This window comes from Aquirufa nivalisilvae (assembly GCF_004307455.1).
Classification (GTDB): Bacteria; Bacteroidota; Bacteroidia; order Cytophagales; family Spirosomataceae; genus Aquirufa; species Aquirufa nivalisilvae.
This window is the reverse complement of sequence record NZ_SEWX01000004.1, coordinates 128098-148743: the sequence shown is the minus strand read 5'-3', so window position 1 is coordinate 148743 and position 20646 is coordinate 128098. Positions and strand designations below refer to the sequence as shown.

Here is a 20646-nt window from a genome sequence, read left to right as displayed (position 1 = left end):
TTTTATGAGTAAATCCTTACCCAGCAGAGCTGAAAATTATTCCGAGTGGTATAACGAATTGGTGAAGCGTGCCGACTTAGCTGAAAATTCAGCGGTTCGTGGCTGTATGATCATCAAACCGTATGGCTATTCTATTTGGGAAAAAATGCAAAGAGCCTTGGATGACATGTTCAAAGAAACCGGGCACGTAAACGCTTATTTCCCTCTTTTAATCCCCAAATCCTTCCTTTCTAAAGAAGCTTCACACGTAGAAGGCTTCGCCAAAGAATGTGCTGTGGTTACCCATTACCGACTAAAAAATGATCCGAACGGCCACGGAGTAATCGTGGATCCAGAAGCAAAATTGGAAGAAGAATTAATCATTCGTCCAACATCTGAAACCGTGATTTGGTCTACTTATAAAAACTGGGTGCAATCGTACCGCGACTTGCCTATTTTAATGAATCAATGGGCTAATGTCATGCGTTGGGAAATGCGTACCCGTTTGTTCTTAAGAACTGCTGAATTCCTTTGGCAAGAAGGTCATACGGCCCATGCTACCAAAGAAGAGGCTGTAGTTGAAACAGAACAGATGTTAAATATCTATTCCGAATTTGCTGAAACCTTCATGGCGATGCCCGTGATCAAAGGTCGTAAAACTGCCAATGAGCGTTTTGCAGGTGCCGAAGATACCTATTGCATTGAAGCTATGATGCAAGACGGAAAGGCTTTGCAAGCGGGCACTTCCCACTTTTTGGGACAAAACTTTGCCAAAGCATTTGATGTCAAATTTTTAAATAAAGCGAACCAACAGGAATTTGTTTGGGGAACCTCATGGGGTGTTTCTACTCGCTTGATGGGAGCCTTGATCATGGCACATTCGGACGACCAGGGTTTGGTATTACCTCCGAAATTAGCCCCTATCCAAGTGGTGATTGTACCTATTTATAAAGGAGAAGAGCAATTGAATAACATCAAATCCAAAATTGACCCTTTGGTTGCTGCTTTGAAAAAAAGAGGTATATCGGTCAAATTTGATATTTCGGAAAACCAAAGTCCAGGATTTAAGTTTGCCGAATATGAATTAAAAGGTGTGCCTGTACGCTTAGCAATTGGTAACCGCGATATCGAAAATGGAACCATTGAATTGGCCCGTCGTGATACCCGTGTCAAAACCAGTTTGCCATTTGAAGGCATTGAGCAGGTGATTGTGGATACCTTGGATGATATCCAAATCAGCATCTACCAAAAAGCTTTGGATTTCAGAGCTGCCAATACCTTTGAAGTAAATACTTGGGATGAATTCCTAGTGAAAATAGAAGAAGGCGGATTCTTGTCGGCCCATTGGGATGGAAGTCCAGAGACCGAAGAAAAGATCAAGGAATTGACCAAAGCCACCATTCGTTGTATTCCTTTGGATTCCCAGGAAGAAGCAGGAAAATGCATCCTTACTGGAAACCCATCGAAACAACGTGTAATTTTTGCCCGCGCTTACTAAGACGCAGGAATCAATTTCTTCAATACCTCCAATACCCGATCGATCTCCGATTGGGTATTGTTTTTTGAGAAAGAAAAACGAACAGCAGCACCTGTCGCATTCGGATTCAAGGCCGAAAGGACATGTGATCCAACCGATGTACCACTCGAACAAGCACTACCACCTGAAGCTGAAATTTTCTCAATATCCAATTGAAACAAGAGCATATCGCCATCTACTACTTGAGGAAAACGTACATTGAGCACAGTGTATAAGCTATTTTCAACATCACCCGATTTACCATTGAATTCTACATTCGGGAAAGTCTTTTTCAATCCTTCGATGAAATAAGACTTCAAACCTTTGATGTAGGCCATGTGCTCCTCCATTTCTTCATAGGCAATAGATAAAGCTTTGGCTAGCCCAATGGCGCCGTAGACATTTTCTGTTCCCCCACGTTGGTTCCGCTCTTGTGCACCACCATGTAAAAGTGGATGGAATTTTGAACCTGCTTTGGCATACAGAAACCCGATGCCCTTAGGACCATGAAATTTATGTGCTGCACCTACAATGAAGTGAACAGGTAATTGCGACATATCATGACGATAATGGCCCATGGTTTGAACAGTATCCGAATGAAAAATAGCTGCATATTGCTCGCAAAGAGCTCCTACCGCATTCAAATCCAACAAATTAGCTATTTCATTATTACCATGCATTAAACTCACTAAAGCGTGAGGATTCTCTTGCAAGAGACGTTCTAAATCAGCTAAATCAATGCTGCCATCAGGAAGCAATTGAACTAATTTGAGATCAACCAAACCTAGTTTCAACCAAGCCTCAGCTGTATGTAAAACGGCATGATGTTCTAATGGCGACGTGATGATGGTCTTTACTCCGCCATATAAAACAGCCGATTGAATAACCGTATTATCCGCCTCTGTTCCACCCGAAGTAAAGAAAATCTCGGACGGAGAAGCGTTCAGTAAAGCCGCAATGGTCTTGCGCGCTCGCTCAATCGCTACTTTGGCTTGTCGGCCGTGAGAGTGAATCGAAGAGGGATTAGCCGTGAAATTTTCAAAATACGGCTGCATTTCTTGCCAAACTACAGGGTCAATGGGCGTAGTAGCTGCATTGTCCAAATAGATGGGCGTGACAGAATTTGACATAAATTTTAAGACTGCGCGATTTTTTCAATCGCATTCATAATTTGTTGAGCAAAAGTGTTGGCTTGTTCTTCTGTCGAAGCTTCGGCATATATGCGAATGATAGGTTCTGTGTTGGATTTGCGCAAATGCACCCATCCATTTGGAAAGTCAATCTTGACTCCATCAATCGTGTTAACATTATATTCTTGATAGGCTTTGGCAATAGAATCGAGAATTAAATCCACGTTCAAATTAGCCGAAAGCTCAATTTTATTCTTTGAAATCACATAGGCTGGATAAGATGCTCTCAAAGCTGAAATCTTCATCCCCGAATTTGCTAAATGCGTTAAAAACAAACCGATACCCACTAGGGCATCACGACCGTAATGCGATTCAGGGAAGATCACACCCCCATTACCTTCTCCACCAATGATGGCCTTTTGAGCCTTCATTTGGTTAACCACATTCACTTCACCCACAGCTGCGGCAAAATAATGCCCACCTTTTGACTCGGTCACATCACGTAAAGCACGGGTAGACGACAGATTAGAGACAGTGTTTCCTACTTGTTTGGAAAGGACATAATCTGCTACGGCCACCAAGGTATATTCTTCACCAAATGGTGTTCCATCTTCATTAATGAAGCAAAGACGATCCACATCAGGATCCACGACAATCCCTAGGTCATAATTACCTGATTTCATTTTGGCAATCATATCCGTCAGGTTTTCCGGAAGTGGTTCGGGATTATGAGCAAAATGGCCCGTTGGCTCACCAAAAATCACATCCACATGAGCCGCTCCCAAAGCTTTCAATAGATGAGGTACAACGATACCCCCTGTGGAATTCACCGCATCTACTAAAATGCGGAATTTAGATTGAACAATGGCATTGACATCCACCCATGGAAGGTCAAGTACATGTTGAATATGTTGATCTAAGAAAGTATCATCTTGGGTAATTTTTCCCAATTGAAACACCTCCGAAAACTGAAAATCTTGTTGCTCTGCAATTTGCAATAAAGCCTTCCCATCGGCATCTGAAATAAATTCTCCATCGGAATTCAGTAGCTTCAAGGCATTCCACTGAGCGGGATTATGACTGGCTGTGATAATAATTCCTCCTGCAGCTTTTGTCCAAGGGACGGCTAGTTCAACCGTAGGAGTCGTAGACAAACCGATATCGAGTACATTCCAACCCAAACCAACCAAGGTATTGGCCACTAAAGAAGAAACCATTTCACCTGAAATACGTGCATCACGCCCCAAAACAATGGAATTGGAAGGATGATTGTTGCGACGAAGCCAAGTACCATAAGCCGCGGCGAATGTAACCACATCGATCGGACTTAGGCCTTCACCAGGCTTTCCTCCAATAGTACCACGAATTCCAGAGATTGATTTAATTAAGGCCAAAATGCTAATGTTTTAAAGGTGGAAACGAAAGGTAAATTTACAAATTTGCGACAAGAAATGGGAAGGTTTTATAAATTATGAATTATGGGTTATAAATTATTTATTAGTTAGTAATAGATGAAAGCTCTATCACTAAAATCTATACCTTAAAACACATTCTACATTCCAGAAGCAAACTCCTGACCCCATTGATGCAAAGAAGCAATACTGGGTAATAGTTTTTCTCCTTTGGGAGTTAGGGAATATTCAACGGTAGGAGGAACTGTGGCAAATACCTCTCGGTTGATAATGCCATTGGCTTCCATATTTTTCAATTCCTTGACCAGCATACGGGTGTTAATCCCTTCTACCGATCGTTCCAATTCTTTAAAACGCATTTTACCTTTCGATAAAATATAAATAATGGGCATGGACCATTTGCCTCCAATGATGTCCAACACTTCTTTCAAGGAACACGATTTTTCTGAAATACCTAAATTATTTTGCATCATAACTACTTGATTACCTGTATTGCTTTACCTTTGGTTACTACTGTACATCCGTGTAACTACTTTCAAAAGTAAAGTAATGACTTTATGTTTACAAGAAAATAATCAAAAAGCTAAAAAAATGAAATTACTAGAAGCAATAAAATTAGGTCAACACAATCTAAAAAATAGAATGGCGATGGCACCCATGACCAGGAGTCGGGCTACTGTCGATGGACTTGTTGGCGAATCCACACAGGTATATTATTCCCAACGTGCCAGTGCAGGTTTAATCATCACGGAAGCTATCAACATTTCCAAGCAAGCCTTAGGGAGTCCTTTGACACCAGGGATTTACACGAACGAACAAATAGCAGCATGGAAAAAAGTAACCCAATCTGTACATGAAAAAGGTGGAGTCATTTATGCACAATTATGGCATACAGGGCGTGTGGGACATTCATTGGTAAAAAATGGAGAACTGCCAGTCTCTGCCTCCGCGGTGGCTATTGAAGGTCAACAACATTTTACGATGGAAGGTATGAAAGATTACGAGACACCGAAAGCATTGAGCACGGAAGAGGTGAAAAGCATCGTTCTAGAATACAAGCAAGCAGCAATAAATGCGATAGAAGCCGGTTTTGACGGAGTAGAATTGCATTCTGCCTTTGGATACTTACCTAATCAATTTTTAGCTGACAGTGTGAATCAAAGAACGGATGAATATGGAGGTAGCCATGAAAATAGGAATCGTTTTGTGCTAGAAATTATGCAAGAAATGGTACAAGCCATTGGTGAGGCTAAGGTAGGTATACGTATTTCGCCGACAAGTACGTACAACGGTATTTCTCACCAAAATCCTGTGGAACAATTTAGCCTTTTGATTCAAGAATTGAACAAATTACCCTTGGCTTATATCCACATCATGAATGCACCATTCTCAGCAGAACAGTTCCCAACATATCCAAGCAATTCTGTTGAAACCTTTGGGAAGATCAGTCAGCACCCAGTGATAGCCAATTTGGGGTATACTAAGGAAACGGGAGAAGCAGAATTACAAAAAGGCATCGCAAAACTTATATCATATGGTACTTTATTTTTAGCAAATCCCGACTTGCCAAAGCGATTTGAATTGAATGCCGAATTGAACCAAGCTGACCGTGCAACCATGTATGGTGGACAGGATCATGGTTATATTGATTATCCATTTTTAAATAAATAAACATATATCTCTCATGAACTGTATTCAAGCTATTTTGACCATTGACATCGACAATCTCCCTGCCAATTTTCAAGAAATCATTCAGCACGAGCAAGCAAAGATAGCCCAATGGAAAGAGGAAGGGATTTTGGAAAACTTCTTTCTTCGTCAAAGCAAAAATGGAGCCGTTATTATATTCAAAAATGTGAGCCAAGAGCAAGTAGAAACCCTTATGACTACCTTACCCTTATACCCATTGAGAAAAAGCATTGAATATTTTCCCTTGATTAAGCAGTTTTGATCATCATAGTTTAGCGTTGTCAAATTTTGAAAATTTGACAACGCTAATTTTCTATTAAGTGCAGCATTAATACAATAGTCTCATCAATCCGCATCATCCTGATGCCCCAAAGATTCGCCAAATCCATAGCGAAAAACTTTCATTTTATCCCATTATTCAGCCCAAGTCTAGCGTCAATAATTCAGACAATATCTCGTCAATTCTAGCAAATCTGAAGAATTTAAACTTTTGTTTACAAGTAAAAATCTCATTTAAAATTCAGAACAAAAGCTCTATATCCTACTTAATAGGGCGATTTTAACTAGAAACTTTAAAATTTAAATTTTTCTTGACAAAACAATACGTAACATCCTGAACATGAGGCCTTACGATTGAAAGAGAAAAAGTAGATTGAAAAAAAATCATGGCCAACAAAACCAATTTTATGGTCATTGCTGTTAAAAAACGCCCATAGAAAAAACGACAAATTACCATGGGCAAGTCAAAATTAATTTAGGTCAAAAAGGGCTGACCACTCAAAGTGACAATTATAAAACTTGTGGAGCAGAAACCACATTAAAAACGGACTGTTCTCATCCAGTCAATTCTATGAGAGGCGGAAACCGAAAAGCCTTAAGAGTAGGGAAGCTAATCTATTTAAAATGGCAAATTTAAAAGCAAAATACACATTTGTTTCTCCTACAACAGGAAATACCTATGTTCTACATGTTCAAACTGGACCATTAACAAATCCAATTCCGACCATTGACAATCCCAATGCTATTGGCTGGCCAATTTTAAGCGGTACTTTAGTTACTGTAATTGAAGGGGTTCCTACAACCTATGTAGTTCCTCCAGGAGGAACCTCTGGTATGATTTACAATGGATTATGGCAAAGCGCAAGCTCCTCACCTCAAGGAGGACCATTATGTCAAGGTATTGAAAATTTAATCGTTACACCATTTGACGGCAAGAGCACACCTATTTCTGCAAATGGTAACAATAGTGTCCAAATTACATTAGGTACATTAAATGATACAGCTACCTTATCAAGCTTTGTTTTCCCTCCTCAATAATAAAGCTTAATAATGACTTTAGAATAAATTGTGGTTATACGGTGGTTTGGCAAAAAGCGATATTTCGTCGTTCTATCAGTAATTTGTGGTTAACAAATATGGTACTTCGAAATCCGCTTCTTTGCCATGCGCCAAACCGCTTGGATTACAAGATGATTTTGACTTGGAAAAGGAACAAGCTTTACATTTGTCTGAATTAATATAACATCCGCCAAATTTTGTAAATTCGAAATGTCTCGCACATCTCTTTGCCCATGAAATTCGAGAAACATTTTCCGACGGATCCATTGAAACCCTACATTCAATACTATGTGGTATCTGAGAATGAGTCGGCAAGTGAATACAAGGTTTTCCCTTCTTCTGGCATGGTGATGGGGTTTCAGTACCAAGGGCAACTAGCTAGTCTAGCTGGTCACCAAGAAAATAAATTATCATCAGCTGGGATTTCTGGAATCTCTGATAGCTACAAAATCTTCAAAAACTCAGCCAACATTGGGACCATTTTGGTGTATTTTAGTGAAACAGGCTTTAGGCATTTTGCCACTCATCCTGCGCATGAACTTTTTAATTTGAGCCTTTCACTAGAGGATATTTTTGATTCTCAAAGTGTACGCGAAGTGGAAGAAAGATTATCCATGGATTCTAGCGACCACAATCGAATACGAATCGTGGAACATTTCCTTCTTTCACAACTCAAAGACATTGATCAAGACAAATTGATTATTGAAGCTGTCAAACTGATTTACCAAAGTAAGGGAACCATCCGTATCCAAGAATTGAACAAAAAACTGGGCATCAGTGCCAGCCCATTTGAAAAACGCTTTCGTCAATTGGTCGGAACCTCAGCCAAGAAATTTGCATCCATCATTCGCTTTAATTCGGTTCTGGACAGTCTTCATGAATCTAAATCTTTAACAGAGATCTGTTACGAGAATCATTTCTTTGACCAAGCTCATTTCATCAAAGACTTCAAACAATTTACGGGTGATACTCCCGAAAATTTCAAACGCTTTTCATAAAAACGATTTTTTACAATGACAGCGGCTTACAATCAGCCAAATTTGTTCCATCAATCACATAAAATAAGCCAACGTATGTTTACCGTAGAACAAATCAAATCGGCACATGGCCTCGTCCAATCAGGAGCAGATTTCCCTGCCTTCATCCAAACGATCAAACAATTAGGAGTCACCCATTATGAAACTTACGTGGCCGATGGGCACATCGACTACCATGGTGCAAATGCATATAGTGTCACTGTTCCAGCCAAATATGAGCCCATGAGTATCAAGGATATTCCCCAAATTGAAGTTTTCAAATCTGAACTTATTGCTCACCAGCAAGGCAAAACGAATTTCTTGACTTTCATTCAAATGTGTGCTAACACAGGTATCGAAAAATGGGCTATTTGCATGGATCAAATGACCTGTATCTATTTTGACAAAGCAGGAAATGAAGTTTTGGTAGAAAAGATTCCGGAATAATCATCCTAAGATCCTAGACCTACTTACTATGGAGCTTGGGATTTGTAATTAGATTTGCTAATTAGATTTGTCAAATTTTGAAAATTTGACAAATCTTTCGCATGGGATTCATTTTCAAAGCTTTGCATTTTAAATTATCAAAAGGCTTAAATTGCATTTACAATATTCAAACCAAAGTGTTCAATAATTTCTAGAAACAAGCTTGCCTAATTCAATTAGAATTCTACAACATTCACTAATTATCTAAACCTAAGATGACAAGAAGTTACTATTCAAATTCGGTCACCGACTTCTTGATTGACGATAACGACAAGATACTTGGACAATTAATTCGAAATCATTCATTTGCAACCGAAAATTTACAGCGTAATGCATGGATGAGGCAAATTGAAATCCTCAAGGCTACACTAATTCCATTTAAAAGAGGTACTATATACTTTGAGTTCTCTATTCCTAGGATGGGAAAACGTGTTGATAACATTTTACTTCTTGATGATTTTATATTTGTAATGGAATTTAAAGTTGGCGAATCTGAATATCAAAAACATGCCATAGAACAAACTGTTGACTACTGTTTAGATTTACAGAATTTTCATCAGGGAAGTCATTATGAAAAAATTGTTCCTTTACTGATATCAACAAAAGCACCCAACATTCAAAATAAGTGGGAAGTTGAAAATCAATTATTAGACCCAATATTTGCTAACCAATCTAACCTTACTGAAAATATTAATCAAACACTTCGATTGAGCAATAGCACGAAAATAGATCCTATTCAGTGGGAAAAATCGACATATAAACCAACACCTACTATCATTGAAGCCTCACAAGCCTTATATAGGGGTCATTCTGTTACTGAAATTTCACGAAGTGATTCAGGTGCAATTAACCTCACCAAAACAACAGAATGTATAAATCGAATTATTGAAAAATCAAAAACATCACACAGTAAATCAATTTGTTTTTTGACTGGAGTACCTGGAGCTGGTAAAACCCTTGCAGGATTAAACATTGCAAACGAAAGAAGAAAAGCTCATGAAGATGAAAATGCTGTTTTTCTTTCTGGAAATGGCCCTTTGGTTTATGTACTGAGGGAAGCTTTGGTTCGAGATGAAGTATTGCAAGCCAAAGAAAATGGCAAAAAATTGACAAAAAAAAGTTCCGTAATAAAAGCCAATGCCTTCATACAAAATATTCATCATTTCAGAGATGATAATTTAATATCTCTACATGCTCCAGATGAAAAAGTAGTTGTCTTTGATGAAGCCCAACGTGCTTGGACGCGAGAAAAAGCGGCATCATTCATGAAATCAAAAGGTACGGATTTTCACATGTCTGAACCTGAATTCTTAATTGATGTAATGAATCGACATGATAATTACTGCACAATTATATGTCTCATTGGAGGAGGCCAAGAAATAAATACTGGGGAAGCAGGTTTATCCGAATGGATCTTAGCCTTAAAAAATCATTATCCCAATTGGATAATATATTATTCCAATATGATCACCAATGATAAAGACTATTTAGGAAATGAATCTTTGAAAGATTGGTTAAATAAAACTGGGAATTCTGAAAAAGAACTCCATTTATCTGTGTCTGTTCGTTCATTTAGATCGGAAAAAATATCAAGTTTTGTTCATAAATTAATCGAAGGCAATGCTAATAATGCAAAATCAATTTTAACGGAAATCAATAATCAATTCCCCATACTTTTAACTAGAGATTTTTCTGTCGCAAAAAGATGGCTAAGAAAAAATGCAAAAGGTACTGAAAGAATTGGAATAATTGGAAGCTCAGGTGGAAGAAGATTAAGACCACTTGGTATTGATGTAAAAAATGAGATTACGGCAGAGGATTGGTTCTTGAACGATGCAAGAGACGTACGTTCTTCCCAGTATTTAGAACTTGTTGCCACAGAATTTGATATACAAGGGTTGGAAATAGATTACGTTTGCTTAGCCTGGGATATTAATTTCTACTTCAAAAATGGTGAATGGAATTACCAATCTTTCGAAGGAACAAAATGGAAAGGAATTGTAAATGAAATTAATAAATCCTATATAAGAAATTCGTACAGAGTATTAATGACAAGAGCCAGGCAAGGATTAATTATTTTCATTCCCAATGGCGACCAATTAGATCAGACTAGACCTGTAGATCTTTATGATAGTACATATCAATTTTTGAGCTCATGTGGGATAAAAACAATCTAAAAACATATTACCTTAGATTTACCCTAATTCGAATTATATCCCCTCTCTCATGTCCAACCTAGCACTTACCCCAGATGAATATGAAAATCTATTAGCCGATGATCGGAAAGGGGTCTTTGCTAGGTTGCGACAAACCATAACCAAACATCTCCCACCAGGATTTGAAGAAACCATTAGCTATGGGATGATTGGCTATGTAGTACCCAAATCCATTTACCCAGCTGGCTATCACTGTAAAACGGATGAACCTCTCCCCTTTTTGAGCATCGCCTCACAAAAGAACTTCATCGCTTTGTACCACATGGGCATGTATGCCGACGAAAAGCTGCTACATTGGTTTCAAAATGAATATACAAAACATGCCAAATCGAAATTGGACATGGGAAAAAGCTGCGTCAGGTTCAAAAAAATGGATGATATTCCCTTTGACTTGATCGCTGAATTAGCTCAAAAAATAAGCGTAGAAGATTGGATTAATCGATATGAAAGCATGTTTAAAAAATCATAATTCTTCCCCTTTATTTTACCAAGCATGACTCCTCGCATTGAAATACTCCAAGAAAAAAGGCTCGTTGGCATACACAAAAAAATGAGCTTGGCTGACAATAGTACCAGTCAACTTTGGGCTAGCTTCATGCCAAGGCGCCATGAAATAACACATACTCTCTCCTCAGATTTAATTTCCCTTCAAATTTACTCTACTTCCTATTTTACTCATTTCTCCCCTTTAAACCATTTTGAAAAATGGGCATGCATGGAGGTAAATCCTTCTAGCCATATACCCCAAGGCATGGAAAGCCTCCTACTACCAGGAGGTCTATATGCGGTATTTCACTACCAAGGTCTATCTTCTGACCCACAAATCTTTCAGTACATCTTTGGCACGTGGTTGCCATCTTCCGACTATGAGCTTGATCATCGCCCGCATTTTGAAGTCTTAGGTGAAAAGTACAAAAACAATGATCCCCATTCGGAAGAAGAGATATGGATACCAGTAATAAGTAAAATGTAGAATGAAGAATGTAGAATGGTGCCCATTCCACCTATAATTTATAACTCAACATTTACAATTTACAATTCCCTTTTGACGATTTTTATTTAGCTTTACATCATTATAAACCTATTATTTCAATCTATACTATTTACGCATGTCCCCCGAACAATTACGGCACATCCTAACCCGCATTCAATCCTTGAAAATTGCGGTCATTGGAGATTTTGCCATCGATTTTTACTTCCAAAAAATAGAAGAAACTGGCGACTTTTCAGTCGAAACAAAAAAAGAAGTACACTGGGCCAAAGCCCCGAAAACAGGACTCGGTGGAGCAGGAAATGTAGCCAAAAACCTGGCTACACTGGATGTTCCTACTTCCGCATTTGGACTCATCGGTTCCGACATTTTTGGTCGCGATATGAATTTCCATTGCCAAAATCTTGGCATTCATGCTGAAAATCTTAAGTCACTAAGAAGCATGGATACTCCTACCTATTCTAAACCGATGCTAGGAGAAGTGGAATTGAATCGGATCGACTTTGGTACGCAAGAAAAAGATATCGTTCAGGCCAGCCAAGATTTAGTGGATTCACTATGTAATCAGCTTACTGAATATGATTGGGTAATTATTAACGAGCAATTCCGTTACCCCTTGTTGAACCAACATCTACTTGAAAAACTACAAGAAGCCATGAATAAGGCGCAAAAAACAGGCTTAGCAGATTTACGAAGCCTGGGAAATTTTGCCAACCAAGTACTTTTGAAAGTCAATGAATCAGAACTAGCTCATTTACTCGATATAGACCCTGCTATTTTGGAAGACAATGAACAGGTTCCAAACATAGTACAAGAATGGGTTAAAAGCCGTCAACAAGGTGCTTTAGTGACCTTAGGTGACCGTGGCCTCATTTATGCAGACCACCAACATTTTCACTGGCAAGCAGGCATTCCTGCTAAAGGCCCCATTGATACGGTAGGTGCAGGTGATATGATTGTAGCGGGATTTTCTGCTGCCAAAGCAGCCGGTGCCAGTATACAAGAAGCCTGCGAATTTGCTACCTTGTGCGCGCATATTTCCATTCATAAAATAGGCGAAACAGGTGAAGCCACTCCTCAAGAAATTTTAGATCTAAACCAATTATAACCATGAATGTTCAAGAAATTGAAGCCCTAAGAAAAGAAATTAAAGACTATACCGAAGCGCATTTATTGCCTTTCTGGTCCAAAAGAACCATTGATAAAGAATACGGTGGTTACCTAACCCATTTCGATGAATTCGGAAATGATTCTGGCACTGATGAAAAATCACTGATTGCCCAAACACGTTCCGTATTCACCTATTCTCAAGCCTACCGTCACGGTTTTGGAGGCCCTATCATGAAGGAAATGGCCGAACATGGCGTAAAATACCTCATTGAAAAAATGTGGGATGAGAAAAATGGAGGCTTCTATTGGATGATGGATCGCAAAGGTAATGCCACCAATAAGCAGAAAATTGGCTATGGACATAGTTTTGTAATCTATAGTTTAAGTGAATATACCCTTGCCACAGGTGACCCTATCGGTTTGGAATATGCAGAAAAGACCTTTGATCTATTGCAAAAATATGCTGTAGATACCAACTTAGGTGGCTATTGGGAATTCTTCTCAGAAGAGTGGGAATTGATGGGTGCAGGATCTCCAGGTGGTGATCGTAAGACCTTAGACGTACACATGCACTTGATGGAAGCATTTACGACACTCTATGAAGCTAGTGGCAAAGAAGTACACCGTAGAAAATTGAAGGAATCCATTGATATCTTGATTCAAAAAATCATGCATCCTGTATATGGAACAGGTGTTCCACAGTTCTGGGCAGATTGGAGCGTAGCCCCTCAAATCAAATTCGATATCGTTTGGGGTTGGGATCGCTTTGCGGAAGGTGGACAAAAAGCTTCTGCCGTAGACAATACCTCATATGGTCATAATTCAGAATTTGGCTGGCTATTAATGCAAGCTCTCCGAATTGGCAAATTCCCTGTTTCTGACTACATGGATAACTTAAAGAAAGCTTTTTACCATTCGATGGAACATGGAATCGATTGGGAGTTTGGAGGAGTATTCGTGGAAGGATCACATGATGGACAAGTCTATGATAAAGAAAAAGAATTTTGGCAACAGGCTGAAATGCTGATTGGTATGGCAGATGCCTACCTATTAATCAAAGATCAAGACTTCTTAAAAGCTTATCGTCAGGTACATCGTTTTGTTTTCGATAAAATGATTAATTTTAACACCGGTGAGTGGTGGCCATTGTTGACTAGAGAAGGTGAACCTATCTGGAGACATATGTCGCACTCCTGGAAAATTAACTACCATAATGTAAGATCGATGATTTTGTCCTATGAAAAATTGGGCGAAGCAGCTAAGGTCTTAGCTAACTCTAATTAACCCATAAAGCCATGAAATACGCCTTATTTTCCCTGTTGGTATTTGCGAGTGTTACAGTGAGTGGACAAAATGCCACCTCTCCTCAAGAAGTAAGTCAGATTTTAAGTACGTATTTCGGCAAAACGGCCTCTTCTAGTGCTTTGGCAAATAAAAGCCAAGCACTGGAAGCAAGCCGTACTTTTTCCATTCGTCGGGATAGTTTATTCATCTATCTTTATGATCCCATGGATGTTTTCACGAAAGCTCCATTTTATGACACTACGATTATTCCTATTCACCAAATCCAACAAATCAAAATCCATAAGTCGAGAAATTCAGCTGGCCAAGTAGGTGTCGGCATCGAATTCATCCAAAAGAATTTTGCAGGTAATCCAATGAAAGAAAAATCCACGGATAATGGTGCGCCTGCTAAAATCTCTGACAAGAACCTAGCCAGTGTGAATGCAGCTAGTGTCAATCAAAAGATGATAGGCCAAGTGGCTGGTGTAACCGTGGGAAATGATAATTCTCCAGGTGGCGCTACAATGGTACGTATTCGTGGTTATGGATCTATCAATTCAAATAGCCCATTGTATGTGGTGGATGATGTTCCCGTAACTGGAAATTTAAATACGATCAATCCGAATGACATCGAATCTGTTCAGGTATTAAAAGATGCTTCTCTAACTGCTATTTATGGGGTGAGAGGTGCCAATGGTGTCGTACTTATCAAAACTAAAAAAGGAGGTATTAGCTCTGGAATTCCAGCTGATTTACCTAGAGATTTAGTTTTATCTTATACCCTTTGGACTTGGGGCAAAGCTGCCAACGAGTTTAACAAGTCGGACGACAAAATCAAAATAAAGAAATTCTTAGAACAAGATTTTAATTAATGGCTTACGATGATGTTTTTCACGTATTCCAATTGATCATTTGTTCTCACCCATAATTTGTAAGACCCCTGTGACAGGTGTTGTACATTCAATTGGGCTGATCCATCTTGGCTAATTTGTGAATCCATTACCAATCGGCCATCCATGGTGTATATTTTCACCAAGGCTCCTGCTAAAGAAGTTCTAGCTTGTATCGACAAAGAATTAACAACCGGATTGGGGAAAATGACCACGCCCATATCATCAGGTAAACTGTAGCTATAGGTAGCTTTAGGAGAGACACAAGTTGGGCCTGGAGCGTAGGATTTTGTCAAATACAAAGAGTAAGTACCTGACTCTTTTACCCTCAATAAAGTACCTTTCTCAGTCAATACATTTTGGTTATACTCCCAAAACAAATTGGTATCACTGGCTTTCAAAATTGATGTTTTGAGGAAATATGGACTTTCTTGGCTAATCGATGGCGCTGCCGGGACATCAAAAACCTGAGTAGTTACCGCTTTCGAATAAGCCGTAGTACATTGGTAAGGATCGGTTCCCTTCACTTGAAATGCCCCTTTATCTTTAACGGTGATCAAAGAAGTTTGGGCTCCCGTATTCCAAATATAAGTTAAATCTGGATTTGCCACTTGCAATTCCACTGCACTTCCTTGACAAAATAAAGTATCACCTTTCACTACAATAATAGGTGTTGCTGGAGCCTGCAAAGGCATAAATTGAAATGTAGGCACGGTAAATTCATTTCCAACACCATCTTGTAAGCGCATGGAATAATTCCCAGAGGTTGCCTTTTGAATGGTACTTGCCTTACTAAGCACTTGAGCGCTACCATTTAACCATTGAATACTATCGGAGGTTGAAACACTCAAATTAGTGGCATTGGTATTATCACAAATCACGGAAAAACTAGGTAAAGCTTTAGGTGTAACCGCCTTCGCATTTTTACCTATAGCAGCTGTTATTTTTTCTAGCCAAAGGTAGGCTAACTCCTCATAGGCATCCGGTGAAAAATGGACACAATCGGCGAATGCATCTGTTTTGCGTGGCACCTCCACTACATCTGTATATGGCCCCAAATATATCTCAGAAATACCACTTACTTCGGTCACCATGTTACCTTGCTTACTCAGCAATAAATTATCGGTATAAGCTGGAATACAAGTTCCATTGGCCTGTAATCCTGAATAATAGGAAACTTGAGAAACCAACCATGGCACATCTACTCCAGTTTGCGTCCGTAGATTCTTGATTAAATCTTTGAAATTTTGCTGGTAGGTATCCGCTTGGGCTTTTCGAAGTTCATTCGAGGCAGTGCGATTATTGTATGAATCTGTTTCGCCTTGATGCCAAAGAATAGCTCTAACCCCATTTTTCTTTCCAAAAAGCTCAACGGCTCTTTTCAAATTCTTAAATGGAAAACCAGCATCATAATAAAAGTTGGAATCAAAAGGATTAGCCGAAGGCTTAGGATTAGGTAATGAAGATTCATACCAATTTCTCATGGCTGTAGCCAACCAAGCTGTATTAATAAAGCAAACAGGTACATTATATGTTTCAGCTAAGCGGTCACCCAATCTTGCCCAATAATAATTAGAAAGTCCCATGGGACCAATGGTAGTTTTGGCATCTAAATGCTGAAAATCAGTGAATGGGAAATCCGTATTCAACTGCCCTAAATAGCGATAAAATGGAGAGCTATTATAATCTTTATAATAATTGTAAATATTGGCTACATTGACACGATCGTCTTTTGAAAAACTTTCTTCAGCATGTCGATTATTCCCCCCTTGAGCATTGGATTGACCCGAAATGATAAAATTTTCCCCCACCCCTACACGATCCAACTGCGTTGAATCTTTTAACTGATTTCCCTGATATGTACGGATTTTCAAAGTATACCAGCCCCCTTTAACCGTAACTTTTTCTTGATAAAAGCCTGATACTGGCTTTGCACTAATATTGGTCCAATTGATGGTTGTCCCATGCCCCATTTTTACGGGTTCCAACTTATACTGAACTTGACTGACATCTTGTGGACAATTCCCCAATATGGAGATAATCGCTTCATTTTGTGCATTTCGCTGAAAAACTTGTCGATTATGTGGAAAAACGATGGATACTTGAGCATTTACCAGCATAGATAAGCACACTGAATAACAAAGTAGCAAGTATTTCATAGTTTGGCGTTTGAGGGCTATTGGATTCAAAATTTGGGTGCTAAAATAGTAAAAAGAGTCCGCATGGGGAAATCAATTAATCAAAGACTCGACGATTCGGCTTTTGGTAGCATGAATAATTACGATTATGTAGAGAAATAGGCATTAAAAATAGTCCTACATGGCAACATATTCTTTAATCTCAATATATCGTTGACTACCTAGATTTATTCCATCTGTTTTGATAGATAAAATCATGGCTTATTAACACAATATTTTATTTGTAAACTACGTGCAGATGTATCCCCTGCAGCAATTGCCTCCTGAAGATCAAGGCAGGCCTCAGTCAAGTCACCCATGGCAATAAATGATTCAGCCCGTTGACGATATACTTCCACATACCAAGGAGCCATCGATATGCACTTGGAATAATCGTTGATCGCACTTTTATGGTAAGCTAGTTGTGCTTTAAAATACCCACGAAAATAAAAATAATCTGGACGAGAATCATTCAAACTGATTGCCTTGTTCATATCAGCAATGGCCAAAGAATAATAACCAGCTAAACTTCGAGCGGCTGCTCGTGCAAAATAGATTTCATCATTTCGCTTATCCTTTAGTAAAGCCTCACTAAATTCCACGTTTGCACCCAAATAATCTTGATTAGAGAATTTAGAAATACCTGATTGATATTGTACTTGACCTGTACATGAAATCAGCATAATGAAACAAAGTAGTAGCAAGTATTTCAATCGAACGGGCTTTTATTTGAAGATGATTTTAAAAATAAGTGCAGCTCTTCAAAAATCCTATTTTCTAGATTTATTTCCCAAACAAAAAAAATCCCCCGCCGAAAAATCAGCGAGGGAAAGGGTGGTTGACCTAAAGGATTCGAACCTAGAACGACTGAACCAAAATCAGATGTGTTACCATTACACCTTAGGTCAATTCCAAATATATCGGAAGATTCAAACCTAAAAAGTCAAGTTATAATTTTACAAATTTTCTGTAAAAGTCAATTTATATATTTACTTTTACAGAAAAAAGTCAACTTATAGCTTTATATTATGAACAAGAAATCATTGCAACGCCAACAATTAAATGACAAAATGTTGATGTTGGCTTCTATTAATCAAGTGATTACACCTCCAATTGGTTGGATAAAAGCAATTCGGACCTCCCTAGGTATGTCGATGTTACAACTAGGAAATAAACTCTCCAAATCAAAACAAGGGATAGCTGATATAGAGAAAAGGGAAAAAGAAGGTGCCATTACCATTAAGGCATTAAGAGAGGTGGGAGAAGCTTTAGACATGAAATTAGTATATGGTTTTGTTCCAATCGATGGTTCTCTAGATGCTTTCGTAGAAAAAAAAGCATTGAAGTTAGCCACCAAAATAGTGATGAGAACTTCTAATACGATGAAACTGGAAGATCAGGAAAACTCAAATGAGCGAATAGAGAAAGCCATAAAAGAAAGAACGAATTCTTTAAAACAAGAAATGCCAAAAATTCTATGGGATTAAGAATAAAATATCATGAAGGGCAAACTCCATTAGATGAAGAAGAAAAAGAAGGGCTTCTTATTCCTAGTATTGCCACCAGGGGAGAATTAGATGAATTCGAACAACAAAATATAGAAGAAGCTATTCAATGGGCTCTCATGAGAACTAGAAAGGCCGAAGAAATATTAACTGAAGAATTTATATGTAAGGTACATGAAAAAATGTATGCTAATGTATGGAAATGGGCTGGTAAATTCAGAAAAACAAATAAAAACTTAGGGGTTGATAAATGGCAGATTCCAATAGAATTAAAAAAACTACTAGATGATGCTCGTTTTTGGTACGAAAACAACATTTATCAACCCGACGAAATGGCAATTCGAATTAAACATAGGATAGTAAGTATTCATTGTTTTCCCAATGGAAATGGAAGACATAGTCGCCTAATGGCAGATATTATCATTGATAAACTATACAAACTACCCGTATTTAGCTGGGGAGCAAATAATAATTCAACCGAAAATGAAATTAGAAAAATGTATTTAAAAGCGGTGAGAGCTGCAGATCGCGGAGATATTCATTTATTGCTTGCTTTTGCAAGGTCGTAATAGATAATCTAAGAATTTGAGTATCGTTACCCAACCCTGCTAATTAATTAATAATTGCATCAGTAGCACATATACTTAAATCTAACGTGAAATTTAAAATCTTAAACTCAAAAAAAATCCCCCGCCGAAAAATCAGCGAGGGAAAGGGTAGTTGACCTACTAGGATTCGAACCTAGAACGACTGAACCAAAATCAGATGTGTTACCTTTACACCATAGGTCAATTCCAAATCGAATGCAAAAATAAGACCTCCTAAGCGAATTATCAAATGTGCTTCAAAAAAAATTGAATTATTTCATCCGAAATCAGCTTGAATGCTCTAAATCAAGCATTTAATTTGTACTTGACAAAGCTGCTTAAGCCAACTCCATAGAGGCAACTTGAACATCAGCACTGATTTTCTTCACTAAACCTTGCAAAACCTTACCTGGACCACACTCAATAAAGTCTGTGGCACCTGCCGACACCATAGCTTCAACCGACTGAGTCCAACGTACTGCACCTGTCAATTGAGCAATTAAATTCCGCTTAATTTCAACTGGATCTTGTGAAGGCTTAGCCGTAACGTTTTGGAAAATTGGACAAATTGGTCTTTCGATTGTTGTAGCTTCAATAGCAGCCGCCAACTCCACGCGAGCAGGCTCCATGAATGGCGAGTGAAATGCCCCTCCGACAGGTAATGTCAAAACTCGCTTAGCACCTGCCGCTTTCAACAACTCCGCCGCTTTTTCAATTCCAGACACACTTCCCGAAATCACCACTTGGCCCGGACAGTTATAATTAGCTGCCACGACCTCTCCTTCTAATTCTCCACAAATTCTTTCAATATCCGCATCGGCTAATCCCAGAACTGCTGCCATCGTACTTGGTACAATTTCACAAGCTTTTTGCATCGCCAAGGCTCTTTGATACACCAAACGCAATCCATCTTGCCAAGATAATCCACCTGCCGCTACCAAAGCTGAAAACTCCCCTAATGAATGACCTGCAACCATGTCTGGAGCAAAATTTTTTCCCAATTTGGCAACTAAAACAGAGTGCAAATAAATAGCGGGTTGGGTTACTTTCGTTTGTTTCAAATCCTCATCTGTTCCCTCAAACATGACTTTTGATAAAGAAAAGCCCAAAATTTGATCCGCCTCATCCACGATTTCTTTCGCTAAAGCAAAGTTCTCATATAAATCTTTGGCCATACCTGAAAACTGGGATCCTTGACCGGGAAATACGAATGCCTTCATTTTTATTATGTTTTGTTATATTTTTGATTTAAGATTAACAATCTTTGACAAAGATAAATTAATCTTCTGGCTATCTGAAACGCTCCTAAATTTCAATTGC

At 38.6% G+C, this 20646-nt stretch carries 20 protein-coding genes and 2 tRNA genes; 14 read left to right on the top strand and 8 right to left on the bottom strand.

All coding sequences use genetic code 11. The features are described from left to right. Positions 1-4 precede the first annotated feature (4 nt). Complete coding sequence (proS, locus tag EWU22_RS06490) at positions 5-1477, top strand: proline--tRNA ligase (RefSeq protein WP_130924901.1); 1473 nt, start codon at positions 5-7, stop codon at positions 1475-1477. Here proS and EWU22_RS06485 read toward each other — a convergent pair. From EWU22_RS06485 to EWU22_RS06475, 3 genes are all read right to left on the bottom strand, one after another. Further along, on the bottom strand, positions 1474-2625 hold the full coding sequence (locus EWU22_RS06485) for a cysteine desulfurase family protein (RefSeq protein ID WP_130924900.1): 1152 nt from the start codon (positions 2623-2625) through the stop codon (positions 1474-1476). The two genes, proS and EWU22_RS06485, sit on opposite strands and share 4 nt — an antisense overlap. Before the next feature lie 5 nt (positions 2626-2630). Then, the gene (gene glmM, locus EWU22_RS06480) at positions 2631-4019 is read right to left on the bottom strand and encodes a phosphoglucosamine mutase (RefSeq protein WP_130924899.1); all 1389 of its coding nucleotides are present in this window, start codon (positions 4017-4019) and stop codon (positions 2631-2633) included. A 158-nt stretch (positions 4020-4177) separates the two neighbouring features. Further along, the gene (locus EWU22_RS06475) at positions 4178-4510 is read right to left on the bottom strand and encodes a winged helix-turn-helix transcriptional regulator (protein ID WP_130924898.1); all 333 of its coding nucleotides are present in this window, start codon (positions 4508-4510) and stop codon (positions 4178-4180) included. Between the two features lie 118 nt (positions 4511-4628). On the opposite strand from EWU22_RS06475, the gene EWU22_RS06470 reads away from it, so the two are divergent. The 11 genes from EWU22_RS06470 to EWU22_RS13610 all read left to right on the top strand — a co-directional run bounded on the left by EWU22_RS06470 (position 4629) and on the right by EWU22_RS13610 (position 15039). Next, positions 4629-5708, top strand: coding sequence for an alkene reductase (locus EWU22_RS06470; RefSeq protein WP_130924897.1), 1080 nt, complete (start codon positions 4629-4631; stop codon positions 5706-5708). A 13-nt stretch (positions 5709-5721) separates the two neighbouring features. Continuing rightward, positions 5722-5988: a hypothetical protein gene (locus EWU22_RS06465; protein ID WP_130924896.1), complete on the top strand. Its 267-nt coding sequence runs from the start codon at positions 5722-5724 to the stop codon at positions 5986-5988. A 641-nt stretch (positions 5989-6629) separates the two neighbouring features. Next, on the top strand, positions 6630-7043 hold the full coding sequence (locus EWU22_RS06460) for a hypothetical protein (protein ID WP_130924895.1): 414 nt from the start codon (positions 6630-6632) through the stop codon (positions 7041-7043). Between the two features lie 254 nt (positions 7044-7297). Further along, positions 7298-8062, top strand: a complete 765-nt coding sequence (locus EWU22_RS06455) for a helix-turn-helix domain-containing protein (RefSeq protein WP_130924894.1) — start codon at positions 7298-7300, stop codon at positions 8060-8062. A gap of 15 nt (positions 8063-8077) precedes the next feature. Further along, positions 8078-8527, top strand: coding sequence for a DUF1398 domain-containing protein (locus tag EWU22_RS06450; protein WP_231962787.1), 450 nt, complete (start codon positions 8078-8080; stop codon positions 8525-8527). A 254-nt stretch (positions 8528-8781) separates the two neighbouring features. Beyond that, the gene (locus tag EWU22_RS06445) at positions 8782-10743 is read left to right on the top strand and encodes a DUF2075 domain-containing protein (RefSeq protein ID WP_130924892.1); all 1962 of its coding nucleotides are present in this window, start codon (positions 8782-8784) and stop codon (positions 10741-10743) included. Between the two features lie 49 nt (positions 10744-10792). Beyond that, complete coding sequence (locus tag EWU22_RS06440) at positions 10793-11251, top strand: DUF1801 domain-containing protein (RefSeq protein ID WP_130924891.1); 459 nt, start codon at positions 10793-10795, stop codon at positions 11249-11251. A 24-nt stretch (positions 11252-11275) separates the two neighbouring features. Continuing rightward, on the top strand, positions 11276-11755 hold the full coding sequence (locus EWU22_RS06435) for a GyrI-like domain-containing protein (RefSeq protein WP_130924890.1): 480 nt from the start codon (positions 11276-11278) through the stop codon (positions 11753-11755). Between the two features lie 136 nt (positions 11756-11891). Further along, the gene (locus tag EWU22_RS06430; RefSeq protein ID WP_130924889.1) at positions 11892-12881 is read left to right on the top strand and encodes a bifunctional heptose 7-phosphate kinase/heptose 1-phosphate adenyltransferase; all 990 of its coding nucleotides are present in this window, start codon (positions 11892-11894) and stop codon (positions 12879-12881) included. 2 nt (positions 12882-12883) lie between these two features. Continuing rightward, a complete protein-coding gene (locus tag EWU22_RS06425; RefSeq protein ID WP_130924888.1) occupies positions 12884-14167 on the top strand; it encodes an AGE family epimerase/isomerase in 1284 nt (427 codons plus the stop codon). A gap of 11 nt (positions 14168-14178) precedes the next feature. After that, positions 14179-15039, top strand: coding sequence for a TonB-dependent receptor plug domain-containing protein (locus EWU22_RS13610; protein ID WP_394364561.1), 861 nt, complete (start codon positions 14179-14181; stop codon positions 15037-15039). Here EWU22_RS13610 and EWU22_RS06415 read toward each other — a convergent pair. From EWU22_RS06415 to EWU22_RS06405, 3 genes are all read right to left on the bottom strand, one after another. Further along, positions 15036-17216, bottom strand: coding sequence for a sialate O-acetylesterase (locus EWU22_RS06415; protein ID WP_130924887.1), 2181 nt, complete (start codon positions 17214-17216; stop codon positions 15036-15038). The genes EWU22_RS13610 and EWU22_RS06415 overlap by 4 nt on opposite strands. Before the next feature lie 233 nt (positions 17217-17449). Then, positions 17450-17917: a tetratricopeptide repeat protein gene (locus EWU22_RS06410; protein ID WP_130924886.1), complete on the bottom strand. Its 468-nt coding sequence runs from the start codon at positions 17915-17917 to the stop codon at positions 17450-17452. Between the two features lie 152 nt (positions 17918-18069). Next, positions 18070-18142: transfer RNA gene (locus tag EWU22_RS06405), tRNA-Gln, on the bottom strand. Positions 18143-18262: 120 nt separating this feature from the next. Between EWU22_RS06405 and EWU22_RS06400 the strand changes: the two genes are divergently transcribed. Both EWU22_RS06400 and EWU22_RS06395 read left to right on the top strand, forming a co-directional pair. After that, positions 18263-18721, top strand: coding sequence for a mobile mystery protein A (locus tag EWU22_RS06400; RefSeq protein WP_130924885.1), 459 nt, complete (start codon positions 18263-18265; stop codon positions 18719-18721). Next, positions 18712-19308: a mobile mystery protein B gene (locus EWU22_RS06395; protein WP_130924884.1), complete on the top strand. Its 597-nt coding sequence runs from the start codon at positions 18712-18714 to the stop codon at positions 19306-19308. The genes EWU22_RS06400 and EWU22_RS06395 overlap by 10 nt, the downstream gene beginning before the upstream one ends. 151 nt (positions 19309-19459) lie before the next feature. Here the strand turns inward: EWU22_RS06395 and EWU22_RS06390 are convergent. Then, positions 19460-19530 (bottom strand) — tRNA-Gln (locus tag EWU22_RS06390). 134 nt (positions 19531-19664) lie between these two features. Further along, complete coding sequence (gene fabD / locus EWU22_RS06385; RefSeq protein WP_130924883.1) at positions 19665-20546, bottom strand: ACP S-malonyltransferase; 882 nt, start codon at positions 20544-20546, stop codon at positions 19665-19667. Positions 20547-20646 lie beyond the last annotated feature (100 nt).